The 14,861-nt window shown below is 75.9% G+C and carries 14 protein-coding genes; 7 read left to right on the top strand and 7 right to left on the bottom strand.

Translation table 11 applies throughout. The features are described from left to right. Positions 1 to 72 precede the first annotated feature (72 nt). Complete coding sequence (locus PP1_RS28020) at positions 73 to 1,605, top strand: DUF6777 domain-containing protein (RefSeq protein ID WP_050802519.1); 1,533 nt, start codon at positions 73 to 75, stop codon at positions 1,603 to 1,605. Between the two features lie 11 nt (positions 1,606 to 1,616). Here PP1_RS28020 and PP1_RS28015 read toward each other — a convergent pair whose 3' ends face one another. Further along, entirely contained in the window at positions 1,617 to 2,933 is a 1,317-nt protein-coding gene (locus PP1_RS28015) for an MFS transporter (RefSeq protein ID WP_010240731.1), read from the bottom strand. Beyond that, positions 2,930 to 4,135 (bottom strand): M20 metallopeptidase family protein, encoded by a 1,206-nt coding sequence (locus PP1_RS28010; protein WP_010240733.1) that lies wholly within the window; start codon positions 4,133 to 4,135, stop codon positions 2,930 to 2,932. The genes PP1_RS28015 and PP1_RS28010 overlap by 4 nt, the downstream gene beginning before the upstream one ends. A 129-nt stretch (positions 4,136 to 4,264) precedes the next feature. Between PP1_RS28010 and PP1_RS28005 the strand changes: the two genes are divergently transcribed. Next, positions 4,265 to 5,281 (top strand): Lrp/AsnC family transcriptional regulator, encoded by a 1,017-nt coding sequence (locus PP1_RS28005; protein WP_010240735.1) that lies wholly within the window; start codon positions 4,265 to 4,267, stop codon positions 5,279 to 5,281. Positions 5,282 to 5,309: 28 nt separating this feature from the next. Next, positions 5,310 to 7,847, top strand: coding sequence for an ATP-dependent helicase HrpB (gene hrpB, locus PP1_RS28000; RefSeq protein ID WP_075314434.1), 2,538 nt, complete (start codon positions 5,310 to 5,312; stop codon positions 7,845 to 7,847). A 7-nt stretch (positions 7,848 to 7,854) separates the two neighbouring features. Here hrpB and PP1_RS27995 read toward each other — a convergent pair whose 3' ends face one another. Both PP1_RS27995 and PP1_RS27990 read right to left on the bottom strand, forming a co-directional pair. Continuing rightward, positions 7,855 to 8,580 (bottom strand): class F sortase, encoded by a 726-nt coding sequence (locus tag PP1_RS27995; RefSeq protein ID WP_060575600.1) that lies wholly within the window; start codon positions 8,578 to 8,580, stop codon positions 7,855 to 7,857. A gap of 90 nt (positions 8,581 to 8,670) precedes the next feature. After that, positions 8,671 to 9,060, bottom strand: a complete 390-nt coding sequence (locus PP1_RS27990) for an excalibur calcium-binding domain-containing protein (protein WP_060575599.1) — start codon at positions 9,058 to 9,060, stop codon at positions 8,671 to 8,673. Between the two features lie 129 nt (positions 9,061 to 9,189). Between PP1_RS27990 and PP1_RS27985 the strand changes: the two genes are divergently transcribed. Further along, complete coding sequence (locus PP1_RS27985) at positions 9,190 to 10,179, top strand: threo-3-hydroxy-L-aspartate ammonia-lyase (RefSeq protein WP_010225010.1); 990 nt, start codon at positions 9,190 to 9,192, stop codon at positions 10,177 to 10,179. A 116-nt stretch (positions 10,180 to 10,295) separates the two neighbouring features. On the opposite strand, the gene PP1_RS27980 is transcribed toward PP1_RS27985, so the two are convergent. Together PP1_RS27980 and PP1_RS27975 are read right to left on the bottom strand one after the other, a co-directional pair. Beyond that, positions 10,296 to 11,603: an MFS transporter gene (locus PP1_RS27980; protein ID WP_029239217.1), complete on the bottom strand. Its 1,308-nt coding sequence runs from the start codon at positions 11,601 to 11,603 to the stop codon at positions 10,296 to 10,298. 216 nt (positions 11,604 to 11,819) lie between these two features. After that, positions 11,820 to 12,815 (bottom strand): zinc-dependent alcohol dehydrogenase family protein, encoded by a 996-nt coding sequence (locus PP1_RS27975; protein ID WP_202796307.1) that lies wholly within the window; start codon positions 12,813 to 12,815, stop codon positions 11,820 to 11,822. Positions 12,816 to 12,884: 69 nt separating this feature from the next. Here PP1_RS27975 and PP1_RS27970 point away from each other — a divergent pair, with 69 nt between their 5' ends. Continuing rightward, entirely contained in the window at positions 12,885 to 13,499 is a 615-nt protein-coding gene (locus PP1_RS27970) for a TMEM175 family protein (protein ID WP_010225015.1), read from the top strand. 6 nt (positions 13,500 to 13,505) lie between these two features. Here PP1_RS27970 and PP1_RS27965 read toward each other — a convergent pair whose 3' ends face one another. Next, positions 13,506 to 13,886, bottom strand: coding sequence for a VOC family protein (locus tag PP1_RS27965; RefSeq protein WP_010225017.1), 381 nt, complete (start codon positions 13,884 to 13,886; stop codon positions 13,506 to 13,508). Between the two features lie 200 nt (positions 13,887 to 14,086). Here PP1_RS27965 and PP1_RS27960 point away from each other — a divergent pair, with 200 nt between their 5' ends. Both PP1_RS27960 and PP1_RS27955 read left to right on the top strand, forming a co-directional pair. Beyond that, complete coding sequence (locus PP1_RS27960) at positions 14,087 to 14,521, top strand: DUF6319 family protein (RefSeq protein WP_010225020.1); 435 nt, start codon at positions 14,087 to 14,089, stop codon at positions 14,519 to 14,521. A 94-nt stretch (positions 14,522 to 14,615) separates the two neighbouring features. After that, positions 14,616 to 14,861, top strand: coding sequence for a hypothetical protein (locus PP1_RS27955; protein WP_010225022.1), 246 nt, complete (start codon positions 14,616 to 14,618; stop codon positions 14,859 to 14,861).

Here is a 14,861-nt window from a genome sequence, read left to right as displayed (position 1 = left end):
CACCCGCCTGGTCCGGCCGCGGTGACGACCGCCCGACCGCCCGACCCACCCTCGCCGCAGAGAGAGCCGGACATGACCCGACCGATGCCGCCGCAGCACCGTCCCCACCCGGGACCCGCCCTGTTCCACCACCCGTACCCCGCCGCCGGGCCGCGCCGCCGCGGCGTCCCGACCTGGGCCGTCCTGGTCGTCGCCGCCGCGCTGGCGCTGACCGTCGCCGGCGCCCTGTTCGTCTCCCTGGCCGGTCCGGCCTACGCCCAGGTCGTGCGGGAGCCGGTGGGCACCGCGGGCGCCAACCCGTTCATGCCCGCCGTCGGTGCCGACGCCACCGGGGTGGTCGCCCCGGCCGGTTCCGGCGGGAGCGTCGCCGGTGACACCGCGGGCCTCTACGGCGGGACACGCAGCGACGGGACCTGCGACGCCGCGTCGCTCACCGGGTACCTGCGGGACGACCCGGGCAAGGCCACCGCCTGGGCGGGGGCGCTCGGCCTGGGCACCTCGCAGATCGACGGCTACGTCGCAGGCCTCACCCCGGTCGTGCTGCGGGCCGACACCCTGGTCACCAACCACGGCTACGTGAACGGCGTCGCGACCCCGTTCCCGTCGGTGCTGCAGGCCGGCACCGCCGTGTTCGTCGACCGGTGGGGCGTGCCGGTGGTGCGCTGCTCGTGCGGCAACCCGCTGTCAGCCGCACCGACGTTCTACGGCGCCGTCTACACCGGACCGACCTGGGTGTCGTTCTCGGAGACGAACGTGTCGGTCGTGCTGACCAGCAGCGTCGAGATCCGGAACTACACGCTGGTCGACCCGTGGCGGCACCGTCCGTTCTCGCGGCCCGCGACCTCGCACGGCGACCGTGACGGCGACGCCGCCGTCCCCGCCCCGGGTGGCTCCGGCTCCACCCCGCCCGCCGGGAACGGCACCTCTCCCGCCCCGGGCACCCCGGGCACCCCGGGCACCGACACCGCGACCGAGGCCGGCACCGACACCGGGACCGAGGCCGGTACCGGGAGCACCACCCCGTTCGACCCGGCCGACGGCACCCACACCGTCCCGTGCGGGACCGTGACTCTCTCCGGCGGACGCGGCAGCGCGTCCGACGGCAGCCCGGCCGAGCTGGCCGCCGTCACCACCGGCGACGTCGACGGCGACGGCCGGGCCGAGACCGCCGTCCTCCTCGAGTGCGGTTCCGGCGACGCCACGCAGCAGTCGGTCCAGCTGCTCGACGACACCGGCTCCGTCCTCGCCGAGCTGCCCGTCCCGGCCCCGCCGACCGGCAGCACCGGCACCCCGGAGTTCGACGCGTCGTCGTTCGCCCTGGGCACCGGGTCGCTGACGACCGGCGTCCGGGTCTTCGAGGCGACCGACACCGCGACCGGCGGCCCGACCGGGAGCCAGACCTGGACCTGGACGTGGTCGGGCGGCGGCTTCGTGCTCGACGGGTCCACGGTCCAGCCGGTCGAGACGCCCATCGGCCTCACGGACGTTCCCGGCACCGTCGTCCCGGACGCGACGGGCGACCCGTCCGCGGAGTACCCGGTCACGGAGTCCTCGGACGCGGTCACACCGGCCCCGTCGTCGGCCACCGGCACCGCCGGGAACTGACCGGAACGGGATCAGCGCGTCGCCTCGGCCGGTTCCTCCGCACCGGCCGAGGCGAGGTCGATGCCGCGCGTCTCCGGCAGCAGGTACACGGCCACCCCGGAGACCACCAGCAACCCGGCCGAGTAGGCGAGGAAGAGGCCCGGCCTGCCGATCTCCGCGAACAGCGTCTGCAGGTACGGCGCCGTCCCGCCGAACAGCGCGACCGACACCGAGTACGGCACACCGAGCCCGGCCGCCCGGATCCCGGTCGGGAAGAGCTCGGCGTAGAGCGCGGGGGCGATCGCGCAGGGCGCGCCGATCAGGACGAGCGCGACCGTCATCGCGACGAACAGCGTCGGGCCGTCGGAGATCATCGCGTCCAGCGGGAACAGCAGGACGACCAGCAACGCCCCGGGGACGAGCAGGGTGCGGCGGCGGCCGAACCGGTCCGACGCCGCACCCCACGCGGGCAGCAGCAGCATGAAGATCGTCAGCGCGGCGGCACCCGCCCACAACGACGCGGCCGGGGCCACCCCACGGGCGGTGATCGCGTACGCCGGGGCGGCCACCGACCAGACGTAGTAGACGACGGTGATCCCGCTGGTCAGGAACACCACCCGGGCCAGCGCCTTCGGCCGGGAGAACACCCGGCGCAGCAACGACGGTCCCCCGGTGGTGCCTGCCTCCCGGGAGCTCTCCTCCACGTAGGTGTCGGACTCGCGCATCCGCAGGCGCATGACCAGGGCGTACAACCCGAACACGCCACCGAGGACGAACGGCACCCGCCATCCCCAGGCGGCCATCTGCCCGGCCGTCAGCGTGCCGGCCAGCACCGCCCCGAGGACGGTGCCGGCGAGGATCCCGACCGTGCCGGAGACGTAGATCAGGCTCGACCACAGGCCGCGCCGCTGCCGGGGTGCCATCTCGGCCAGATAGGTCTGCGCGGCGGGCAGCTCGCCGCCGTGGGCGAGGCCCTGGGCCAGCCGGGCGACCAGCAGCACGAGCGGCGCGGCGAGCCCGATCGTCGCGTAGGTCGGGGTCAGGCCGATCACCAGGCTGCCGACGGCGGCGGTCGCGACGCACAGCGCCATCGACAGCTTCCGGCCGCGGCGGTCGGCGATCGCGCCGAACACCCACCCGCCGAACGGCCGCGCGACGAAGCCGACGGCGAACACGGCGAGCGTCTTGAGCAGCGCCGCGCCGGGATCGTCACCGGCGAAGAACTGCGGGGCGAAGAACGCCGAGAACGTCGCGTAGACGTTCCAGTCGAACCACTCCATGGCGTTGCCGGTACCGATCCCGAGGATGGTGCGACGCCGGTCGGTGCGCTCGGAGTCCCGGGTGCTCATGCGGGCACCCCCAGCCGGGCCGCGGCGAGCGAGGCGTGCAGGGCGGCGGCGTCGCCGAGCACGGCGTCGTCGAACCGGGCCAGCGGCGAGTGGTTCATCGGCGCGCCCGCCGGGTCCGTCCCGGTCGGGCAGGCGCCCATCCCGAGGAACGCACCGGGGATCGCGTCGAGGACCCGGGAGAAGTCCTCCGACCCGCTCACCGGGTCGGTGGCGATGGCGAAGCGCTCCTCGCCGAGCAGCCCGGCGCAGACCTCCGCGGCGAAACCGACCTCGCCGGCGTCGTTGACGGTGCGCGGGTACTCGTCGGTCCACCCGACCTCGGCGCGGACGCCGTGTGCGGCGGCGACGCCGTCGCACACCTCGCGGACCAGCTGCGGGAGCAGCCGGGCGTGCGCGTCGGAGAAGCTGCGCACGGTCGCCTCGAACCGCGCGGTCTCCGGGATGACGTTGCGCCGGGTCCCGGCCCGCACGACGCCGACGGTCAGCACCACCGGGTCGAACATGTCGAAGCGCCGGGTCACCATCGTCTGCAGCGAGGTGATCATCTCCGCGGCGGCGGCGATCGGGTCGCGCGCGGTGTGCGGGTTGGACCCGTGCCCGCCGGCGCCGTGCACGGTGACGTCGAGACCGTGCGAGGCGGACAGGAACACCCCCGGCCGGGTCGTGACGACGCCCGCGGGCAGCCGGTTCGCGAAGACGTGCAGCCCGTACGCGTGGTCGGCCCGGCGGCCTGCGGCGGTGAGCACGCCCTCGTCGATCATCCGGCCGGCGCCGTCCCAGCCCTCCTCGCCGGGCTGGAACATGAACACGACGTCGCCCGCCAGCCGGTCGCGGTGCGCGCAGAGCAGCTGCGCGGCCCCCACGAGGGCGCTGGTGTGCAGGTCGTGGCCGCAGGCGTGCATGGTGCCGGTGCCGGCCGCGAAGTCCTCGCCGCTGTTCTCGGCGACCGGCAGACCGTCCATGTCGCCGCGCAGGAGCACGACCGGGCCGGCGCCGTCACGGGTCGCGGTGCCGCGCAGGACGGCGGTCACCGACGTCGTCGCCGTCCCCTCGGTGATCTCCAGCGGGAGTCCCTGCAGTGCGGTGAGCACCCGGTCACGGGTGCGCGGCAGCTCCAGGCCGATCTCGGGCTCGCGGTGCAGCGCGCGGCGCAGCGCCACCAGGTCCGGGTGCAGCGATCGGGCGTCGTCGGACAGATCCATGCGATCCCCTCGTGTCCTCGCGGCCTGGCCCCGTCGCCCGGCCGCCGGTCCGCGAAGTCTGCGGGCGCGCTCGTCCGGCCTCGTACCATCGACGGATCCGATCTCGAAGCCGGCGACTGCGAGGGATCCGTGCACCACCAGCTGTCCGAGGACGACTTCGCGCTCGTGCACGCCCTCCAGCTCCATCCGCGCGCGAGCTGGAGCGGGCTCGCCCCGGTCCTCGACGCCGCACCGGTCACGCTGGCCCGGCGCTGGGAGCGCCTGCGGGAGGCGGGTCTGGCCTGGGTGACCGGCTACCCGGTCGTGCGCGAGGACGTCATGCAGGTCGCGCTCGTCGAGATCGACTGCGCGCCGGGACGGCTCGACGAGGTGGTGGCGGCCCTCCAGGAGGAGCCGCCGGTGATGACGATCGAGCACGCGGCCCGCGGCCGGGACCTGCTGCTGACCGTGAACGCGCCGTCGTTCGCGGAGCTGTCCGGGCTGGTGCTGGACCGGCTCGCCCGGGTCCCGGGGGTCGCGTCGACACGGACGCACCTGGCCGCCGGCGTCCATCTCGAGGGCAGCCGCTGGCGGCTCGACGCTCTGGACGCGGCCCAGATCGACGCCGTGCGGGAGCTGCGGCAGGCCGACGGGCGGGATGCCGGCGAACCGGTCGACCTGCTCGGCCCGGTGCACCGGCCGATCGTGCGGGAGCTGGGGGCCGACGGCCGCGCCGGTGCCGCCGAGATCGCCGCCCGTATCGGGCGCCCGGCGTCCACGGTGCGCCGCCAGCTCGCCGCACTGGTCCGGTCCGGGTCACTGGTGTTCCGCTGCGAGGTCGCGCAGCTGCTGACCCGCTGGCCGATCTGCGTGACCTGGTGGATCCGGCTGCCCACCGACGACGTCGCCGACGCGGTCCGCCGGATCCGCGGCGATCCCCGCGTCCGGCTGTGCCTGTCGCTGACCGGCCCGGCCAACTTCCTGGTCACCGCCTGGACGCACACGCTGCCGGAGCTGGTCGGGATGCAGTCGGCGATCGAGCACGCGGTCCCGGCGGCGGAGATCGTCGACACCTCGGTGATCCTGCGGACCCGCAAGCGGATGGGCCGGCTGCTGCACCCGGACGGGCGCTCGACCGGCCGCACCGTGCCGCTCTTCGCGGGCTGATCACGCGGTCCGGGGATACTGGCCGGTGATGGCCTCCCCGCTGCCCGACCTGCCCGTCACCGCCGTCCTCGACGAGCTGGTCCGCACCCTCGACGACCGCGGGGCGGGTGTGCTGGTCGCGCCGCCCGGTACCGGCAAGACGACGCTGGTCCCGCTCGCGCTGGCCGGTCTGACCGGCTCCGGCCCGGCACCGCCGGGCCGGGTCGTGGTCGCCGAACCGCGCCGGGTGGCGGCCCGCGCCGCGGCCGCCCGCATGTCGTCGCTGCTCGGGACCGAGGTCGGCGGGCCGGTCGGCTACCGCGTCCGCGGCGACGCCCGGTCCGGGCCCGACACGAGGGTCGAGGTCGTGACCTCGGGGCTGCTGCTGCGCCGCCTCGCCGCCGACCCGGAGCTGGCGGGGGTGTCGGCGGTGGTGCTGGACGAGGTGCACGAGCGGCACCTCGACGCCGACCTCCTGCTCACCCTGCTGCTCGACGCCCGCGACGGGCTGCGCCCGGACCTGCGGCTGCTCGCCACCTCGGCCACCCTCGCCGCAGCCCGCCCCGCCGCACTGCTCGGCGACGGCGACCGGCCGGCCCCGGTGCTGGAGGTCGCGGCGCGCACGTTCGACGTCGACGTCACCCATGTCCCACCGGTCCGCGACGAGCGGACCGAGGCCACCGTCGTCCGTGCGGTGCGGCGGGCGCGCGTGCACGGGTCGGTGCTCGCGTTCCTGCCCGGGGTCGCCGAGATCGACCGGGTCGCCTCGGCACTGCGCGGGCTGGACGACCTCGACGCCGACGTCCTCCCGCTGCACGGGCGGCTGCCCGCGGCCGAGCAGGACGCGGCGCTGCGGGAGGGCCCGCGGGCCCGGGTCGTCCTGGCCACCGCCGTCGCCGAGTCGAGCCTGACCGTGCCGGGGGTGCGCGCCGTCGTCGACTCGGGTTTGGCGCGGGTGCCGCACACCGACCACCGGCGCGGGCTGTCCGGGCTGGTCACCCGGCGGGTGTCACGGGCGGTCGCGGTCCAGCGGGCGGGGCGCGCCGGGCGGGAGGCTCCCGGGCACGCCTACCGCTGCTGGCCCGAGGGCGAGGTGCTCGCCGACGCCCCCGATCCGGAGATCCGGATCGCGGACCTCACCGCGCTCGCGCTGGACCTCGCCGTCTGGGGCACCCCGGACGGGGCCGGCCTGCGGTGGTGGGACGCGCCGCCGTCCGGCCCGCTCGCCGCCGGCCGGGACGTGCTGACCGCGCTCGGGGCTCTCGACGCCGCCGGGTCGGTCACCGCCCGGGGCCGCCGGATCGCGGCACAGGGCCTGCACCCGCGGCTGGCCCGCGCGCTGCTCGACGGTGCGGCCGCCGGGATCGACCCGCGCGAGGTGGCGGGCATCGTCGCGGTGCTCGACGACGACACCCTGGCCGGCCGCGAGCCCGACCTCGTCACCGCGCTGTCCCGGTTGCGCTCCGCGGACGCGCCGGGTGCACGGCGCTGGCGCGGCGAGCGGGACCGGCTGGCCCGGTCCCTGCGCCGCACGGGGCGCAACGGCTCCGGTGACGATGACGCGGGCACCGGCGGGAACCGCCGGCGGCCCGCTGCGGACCACGGGGACCCGGTCGCGCTGGTGACCGGGTTCGCCCATCCCGAGCGTCTCGCCCGCCGCCGGGAGGCCGGGTCCGGGGTGTACCTGATGGCCGGTGGCACCGCGGCCGAGGTGCCGTCCGGTCCGCTGCGCGACGCGGAGTGGCTCGCCGTCGCCGTCGCGGACCGGCGCCCGGGGCAGGTGCACGGTCGCGTCCGGCTGGCCGCGGCGACCGACCGCGAGACCGCCGAACGGGCCGGGACCGCGCTGCTCGTCGACGGGGCGGAGGTGGTGTGGGAGTCGGGCGACGTCCGGGCCAGGACGGTCCGTCGGCTCGGCGCGATCGTGCTGGAGGAGCGCCCGGACCCGCGGCCGGACGCCGGCGCGGTGCGCGCGGCGCTGGTCGCGGGCCTGCGCGCCGAGGGCACCGGACTGCTGCGCTGGGGGGCGGCCGCGCGGTCGCTGGCCGAACGGCTCGGCTTCCTGCACCGCACCCTGGGCGAGCCCTGGCCGGACGTCGCCGAGGACGCGCTGCTCGACTCCGCCGCCGATCCCGCCGGCTGGCTCGCGGGCCCGCTCGCGACCGCGCGGCGGCGCGCCGACCTGGCCAGGGTCGACGCCGGGCAGGCGTTGCGGGCGTACGCGGCCGGCCGGGTGGGTGCGCTCGCCGGACGCATCGACGAGCTCGCCCCGGAACGCCTCCTCGTGCCGTCCGGGTCCCGGATCGCGCTCGACTACTCGGGCGAGGCGCCTGCGCTGCCGGTGAAGGTGCAGGAGGTCTTCGGCTGGACCGGCTCCCCCGCCGTCGCGGGCGGACGGGTGCCGGTGGTGCTGCACCTGCTCTCCCCCGCCGGGCGCCCGGCGGCGGTGACGGCGGACCTGTCGTCGTTCTGGGCGACCGGGTACCCGCAGGTCAGGGCCGAGCTGCGCGGCCGCTACCCGAAGCACGCCTGGCCGGAGGACCCGCTCACGGCGCCGCCCGGCCGGGGCACCGGGCGGCGTCGCTGAGGCCGGGTCAGGACACCAGGTCGGCGAACACGACGACGTTGTCGGTGTAGCTGTCGGCCGACCGGTCGAACGCGCCGCCGCAGGTGATCAACCGGAGCGCGGCATGGTCCAGGTCGCCGTAGACCTCCCCGGTCGGGAACGCGTCCTTGGGGTACTGCCCGGTGTGCCGGACGGCGAACGTCACCGTGCTCCCGTCGGCGCGGTCGACCCGGATCCGGTCCCCGGGCACCAGCGTGTGCAGCTCCGCGAACGCGCCCGGGAGTCCCTTCCAGTCGACGTGCGCGGCGAGCACGGCCGGTCCGCGCTCGCCGGGTGTGGGCCCGCCGGTGTACCAGCCGACCGTCCCGGCATCGGCCGGGACCTCCAGCGATCCGTCGCCGAGCAGGCCGAGCGGCACCGGCCCGGTGTCCAGGCCGAGCCGGTCGACCCGCAGGCGCACCGGCGCCGACTCCGCCCGCGGCTCCGCGCCCGCCGGCAGCAGCCCGGCCGGTGGCCGGTCCCCCGCCGACGGCGGTGCGGCCGGACCGCCGACCTGCTCCGACGCCGCCGGTTCCGGCGCGCCGGCCGGATCCGCGACGAGCATCGCGAGCCCGAGCAGCGTGGTCACGCCCGCGACGCGGACGGCCGACCGCCGGCGCCGCCCCCGGGCCGGGCGCATCGGCACCCGGGCCCGGCCCGCGGCGGCGCCGGGCACGGCCGGTCGCCGTGCGGCGGGCGGGTGGCGGGTGCTCACGCCGCCGCGCCGCGCGACGGTGTCCGCGGTCCTGCGGGTCGCGCTCCGGCGGATCCCGGTCCGACGCGTCCCGGTCCGCGGGGGCGCGGTTCAGCCACGCCGGCTCGCGACCCGCCGCACCGCGACGGCCCCGATCCCGCCCGCGGCGACCGCACCGAACGCGAGCGGTAGCAGGTCCGCCGGGCCGCCACCGGCCTCCACCCCGCCGACCGGGGTGGCGGTGACCTGCGACGGCGTGTCGCCGGAGCCGGTCGAGGCGGCCGTGGCGGTGGCCGCCGAGCCGTAGTCGTGGGACTCGCAGGCGACTCCGTTGTCGTTCTGGTCCAGCCGCTCCGGGTCGCCGGGCTGCAGCGCGGCCTGGGCGTCGGCCTGGCTCGCGAAGTCGGCGCAGTCGCGGTCCTGGGCGAAGGCGGCACCGGCCATCGGCACGGTGGCGGCGACGGCGAGCAGTGCTGCGGCGGGGAGGGTGCGCAGGCGCATCGGGGGTCCTCTCGGGGAAGGGGGGAGCCTGTCCCCTACAGCGATCCGGACAAGTGACTCGTTACACCCGTTCGGGGACGGACCGTAACGGGCTTGATCGGACAGGATCGGGGGCCGGAAGCTGTCCGGGTGACCCCGGACCCGACCGACCTGCCCACCCCGGACGACGTGCACGCCGCCGCGGAGGTCCTCCGCGGGACTGCGCACCGCACCCCCGTGCTGACGTCGCGGCTGACCGACGCCGAGCTCGGCACGACGGTGCTGGTGAAGGCGGAGAACCTGCAGCGCACGGGGAGCTTCAAGTTCCGCGGCGCGTTCCACACGCTGTCCCGGCTCGGGCCGGACGAGCGGCGCGCGGGCGTCGTCGCGTACTCCTCGGGCAACCACGCCCAGGCGGTCGCACTGGCGGCGCAGCTGCTCGACGTCCCGGCGACGATCGTCATGCCCACCGACGCACCGGCGTCGAAGATGGCCGCGACCCGCGGCTACGGCGCCGAGATCGTCGCCTACGACCGCTACACCGAGGACCGCGCCGCGATCGCCGCCGACCTCGCCGGGCGGCAGGGGCTCACCCTGGTGCCGCCCTACGACCACCCGCACGTCATCGCCGGGCAGGGCACCGCGGTGCTGGAGCTGCTCGCGGACCACGGCCCGCTCGACGCGCTGTTCGTCTGCCTCGGCGGCGGCGGGCTGCTGTCCGGGTCGCTGCTCGCGGCGCAGGCGCTCTCGCCGGGCTGTGCGGTGTTCGGTGTCGAGCCCGAGGCCGGCGACGACGGCAGGCAGTCCCTGCGGGCGGGGCGGATCGTGACGATCGAGCAGCCCCGCACGATCGCCGACGGCGCCGCGACCCGGTTCCTCGGCGACCGCACCTTCCCGATCATCGCCAAGCACGTCGAGGACGTCGTGACCGTGCCGGACGCGGCGCTGGTCGAGACGATGGCGCTGTTCGCGTCGCGGTACAAGGTGCTGGTCGAGCCGACCGGGGCGCTGGCGCTCGCCGGGCTGCGGGCGGCCGTCGCCGCGGACCCGCAGCGGTTCGCGGGGGCCCGGGTGGGCGTCACGATCTCCGGGGGCAACGTGGACCTCGACCGGTTCGCCGCGCTGGTGGGCGGCGCGTGAACCGGGCGCCGGCCACCGCGTCGTGGCCGGCGGCCCGGGATCAACAGCGCGGCCGGCGGCCCGGAATCAGCAGCGTGGCCGGCGGCCCGGAATCAGCGGCGTGGCCGGCGGCCCGGTCAGCGGCGGTCGTGCTCCAGCGCGTCCTCGGCGATGATCGACTCGTCGGGCAGGCCGGGCACCTCGCGGACGGCCTCCTCGGCGTCGGCCCGCTCGGAGGACGCACCCTCCTGGACGGACTCGGCGTCGGCCGCCTCCAGCTCGCGGTGGATGGTGGACAGCAGGGCCGCCCCGGCCAGCACGACGACGGCGGCGATCAGGAACGGCACCGACGCGCCGACCGCACCGGCCATCAGACCGGCCGCGAGCGGGGCGAGCCCGCCCCCGATGAACCGGACGAAACCGTAGGTCGCCGACGCGGTCGGCCGCGGCACCGGCGAGATCGACATGACGGCCGTCGTGACCAGGGTGTTGTTCAGGCCGACGACGATCCCGGAGAGGATCACCGCGACGATCACGACCGCGGGGACCGTGTCGAACAGCCCGATCGCGGCGAGCAGCACCGCGATCCCGACCAGGGCGCTGTAGAGGGTGCGGGCGGTGCCGAACCGCTCCTTCAGCCACGGGGCGCCGAACACCGCGAAGAGCGCGACGAGCAGGCCCCAGCCGAAGAAGACCCAGCCCAGCGTGATCGGGTCGAGGTCGCCCATCAGGAACGGGGCGTAGCCGAGCATCGTGAAGAAGCCCCAGTTGTAGAGCAGGCCGACGCCCGAGGTCGTCGCCAGCGCGCGGTGGCGCAGCGCGGTCAGCGGCTCGGACAGGCGCGCCTTCCGCTGCGGGACCGGTGTCGGCTCCAGGAGGACGACCGTCGCCACGAGTGCGACCAGCATCAGCGCCGAGACGCCGAAGAACGGCCCGCGCCACGACCAGTTCCCGAGCAGCCCACCGACCAGCGGGCCGGTCGCGATGCCCAGGCCGAGCGCGGTCTCGTAGAGCACGATCGCCCCGGCGAACCCGCCGGACGCCGAGCCGACGATCACGGCCAGCGAGGTCGCGATGAACAGCGCGTTCCCCAGCCCCCAGCCGGCACGGAACCCGACGATCCCCCAGATCCCGGACGACGCACCGGCCAGCGCGGCGAACGCCACGATCAGCACCAGCCCGGCGATCAGCGTCTTCTTCGCGCCGATCCGCGACGACACCCAGCCGGTCGCCAGCATCGCGATCGCGGTGACCACGAGGTAGCTGGTGAACAGCAGCTCGACCTCGGCGTGGCTCGCGCCGAGCTGGCCGGACAGCGACGGCAGGATCGGGTCGACCAGGCCGATCCCCATGAACGAGATGACGCACGCGAACGCCACCGCCCACACGGCCTTCGGCTGGCGGAACGGGCTCGGTGCGTGTGCGGCACCGGATGATCGGGACATGTCGTCCACCTCACTGCCTTTCCCCGGGAACGGACCCCGGCGAGATCGCGGACGTTTCGGACCGAAGTCGATTGCACCACGCAACACACCTCGTGAGCAATGCGAACGACCGTGACGGTGACCATGCGGCGCTACGGTCGGGCGGACCGCGACGGCCGCCGTCCTGCTCGGCACCGTCGGCGTCGTGGTGGGCCTGGCGAACGCGCTGTTCGGGGCCTATCTGTTCGGCTGACCGATCCGCAGGACCGGCTTCCCCGGGGCCCGCTCCGGTGACTCGAGGTACTCGTGTGCCGCGGCGACGTCGTCGATCCCGAAGACGCGGTCCACGAGCGGGGCGAGCGTCCCCGCCGCGAGACCGGCGCGGACGAACGCCGTCGCCCGGGCCAGCACGGCGGCGTCGCCGGTGACCTCGCGGACGTGGAAACGGCGCAGCCAGACGGGCGCGTACCCGGCGGCGGGCAACGGCGTCGATTCACCCGACAGTCCGCCGTGGACGATCACCGCGCCGCCCGGCGCGCACGCGCGGACCAGGCGTCCCACCCCGGGGCCGCCCTCGGCGTCGAGCACCAGGTCGGCGCCGTCGCCGCCGATCGCCGGGCGCAGGTCGTCGTCGCCGGTCACGACCTCGGCCGCACCGGCGGCGCGCAGTGCCGCGACGTGCCGGTCGTCGGGCACGGTCGCGACGGCGTGCACACCGAGGTGCCGCGCGACCTGCAGGGCCGCGGCGCCGATGCTGTTCGCGGCCGCCGTGACCACCAGCCGGTCGCCCTCCCGCAGCCGGACCGCGTGCCGGGTCATGCCCCACACCGTCAGCAGCGGCATCCAGAGCGCTGCGGCACCCTCGTCGTCGAGGCCGGGAGGCCGGGACAGCAGCGCACGGGCCGGGACGACGGCCTCCTCGGCGTAGACCGGATGGTCGTTCTGCGACGACGCCGGCAGCACGCACACCTCGTCGCCGGGCGACCAGCCGTCGACGCCCGGTCCGATCGTGAGGACGGTGCCCGAGCACTCACTGCCCAGACCCGCGGGCAGCACCGGACGGTCGAGGTAGGTCCCGCGCCGGAAGGCGACCTCCGACCGGTTCAGCCCGACGGCGTGCACCCGGATCCGGACCTCGCCGGGTCCGGGCTCGCGCACGACGACGTCCTCGACGCGCAGCACCTCCGGACCGCCCGTCGCGTGGAACCGCACCGCCCGCACCGTGCCCGTCACACCGGCCAGGCTAGGTGCGAGGTCACCGGTGCGGGCCGTCCGGGCCGCGAGGAGCACGGAGGGGGTCCGGTGACGACGATCCGGCCGGACGGGACAAGGCTGGAGCGGATCACGGCGTTCAGCGACGGCGTGTTCGCCATCGCCATCACGCTGCTGGTCCTCCCGCTGACCGACACCGTGCTGAGCGACGACCGGATCGGTCCCCAGCTGCTCGACCTCCTCCCCCGGATGCTCACCTTCGCCCTCAGCTTCGTGGTGATCGGCCGCTACTGGATGTTCCACCACCAGCTCTTCGACCGGTTCGTCCGCGCGGACCGGCGGCTGATGTCGCTCAACCTCGCCTACCTGTTCGGGATCGCGTTCCTGCCGTTCCCGACCTCCGCCCTCGGCGAGCACGGCGCCAGGACGGCCGCCGTCGTCCTCTACGCGGCGAACCTGATCGTGATCGGGCTGGCGTCGGCGGCGATCTGGTGGCACGCGTCGTCTGGCGGCCGGCTGACCGGCCCGGAGGTGACGCCGGCGGCGGCGCGCGCGACCCTGATCCACGGCCTGGCCCCCGTGGTCGCGCTCGTCCCGTCGATCCCGATCGCGTTCGTCGCACCGGCGGCGGCGATGTTCTCGTGGCTGCTGATCCTGCCGGTCTCGGTCCTCGCGGACCGGCTGTTCCCGGACCCGGCCGGCTGACCGGCGTCAGACCTCGTTGCTGATCTCGATCAGGTTGCCGTCCGGGTCGCGCAGGTAGACGCTACGCAGCGGGCCGCGGGCGCCGGTGCGCTCCACCGGCCCCTCCTCCACCGCGACGCCGTGCGCGGCCAGCTCCTCCTGCACCCGGTCGAGCGGGTCGAGGGTGATCAGGCAGAGGTCGGCGCTGCCGGGTGTCGGCGCCGCGGCCTTCGGCTCGAACTCGCGGCCCGCCTCGTGCAGGTTGATCTTGCTGGGACCGAACTCCAGCGCCCGCCTGCCGCCGCCGAACTCGACGGCCGTCATGCCGAGTACGTCGCGGTAGAAGGCGACGGTCCGGCCGGGATCGGCGACGGTCAGCACCAGGTGGTCGAGATGGTCGATGCGCATGACGACGATCGTGACAGGAGGGCGGGCGGCGACGTCCTCCTGTGGGTGACGCCGACACCGCGGACGGTGATCGGCCGGCGGCACGGCGTCCCCGGCCCGGACCCACACGGTGGAACACGCCGGGCCGGGTTGCCCGAACACATGTTCTGACTCCACCCTTGTACCTGCCGCAGTCGGGCGAGGAGAGGACGAGGGAGCACGTGGACGAGGACCTGGTGACCGGGAACAGCGACGCCGTCGACGGGGCGGCGGCACCGGCCGGTGGCAACCCCGGGACGTCGCCCGCGGACGGGGCCGCCGAGCCCGCCGACGGCGAGGCGCCGAAGCGCAGGCGGGGCCGGCCGAAGGGCTCGACCGCGAAGACCACCCGCGTCATCACGATGACCCTGACCGTCAGCGGCTCCGCCGACGGCGAGTGGCAGGCCGAGCTGAAGCAGGGCAGCTCCTGGGTGGCCCGCGGGCTGCCGGTGAGCGCGACCGCGGTCTCGCAGGCCGCGGCGGCCCTGCACCCGGACCTGGCCGGACCGGTCGACGAGGTCATCGAGACCGCCCGGTCGGCCAAGGCAGCGCGCGTCGCGGAGCTGGAGGCCGAGCTGGAGCAGGCGAAGAAGGCGCTGGCCGAGCTGGAGGAGTAGCGGCCGGGGCTGCCCGTCGGCCGTCTCCGCGGCTACGGTCCGGCGTGGGCACACCACACCCGCGGACCGCACGACGAGCAGAACGGCGGCGACGATGCTGGATCCCCTCGCGACCTTCCTCCTGCGCCTCCGGGAGACCGGTGGCAGCGCGGATCCCGTCACGACCCTGTTCGGCCGCGGCGGCGACGCCACCGACCAGCAGCGGGGCATGGCCGCACAGCTCGAGCAGCGCGCGCTCGATCTCGGGCTGGTCGAGGAGAGCGGCGACGGGGACACCGCCCGGACCCGGATCGGGCTCACCGCGGCCGGGGAGCAGTACCTCGCCGAACGGGATCTCTGA

It is taken from the genome of Pseudonocardia sp. P1, from assembly GCF_000178675.2.
GTDB lineage: Bacteria > Actinomycetota > Actinomycetes > Mycobacteriales > Pseudonocardiaceae > Pseudonocardia.
Note: the sequence above shows the minus strand (reverse complement) of the source record. Positions and strands in the feature narration are given on the sequence as shown.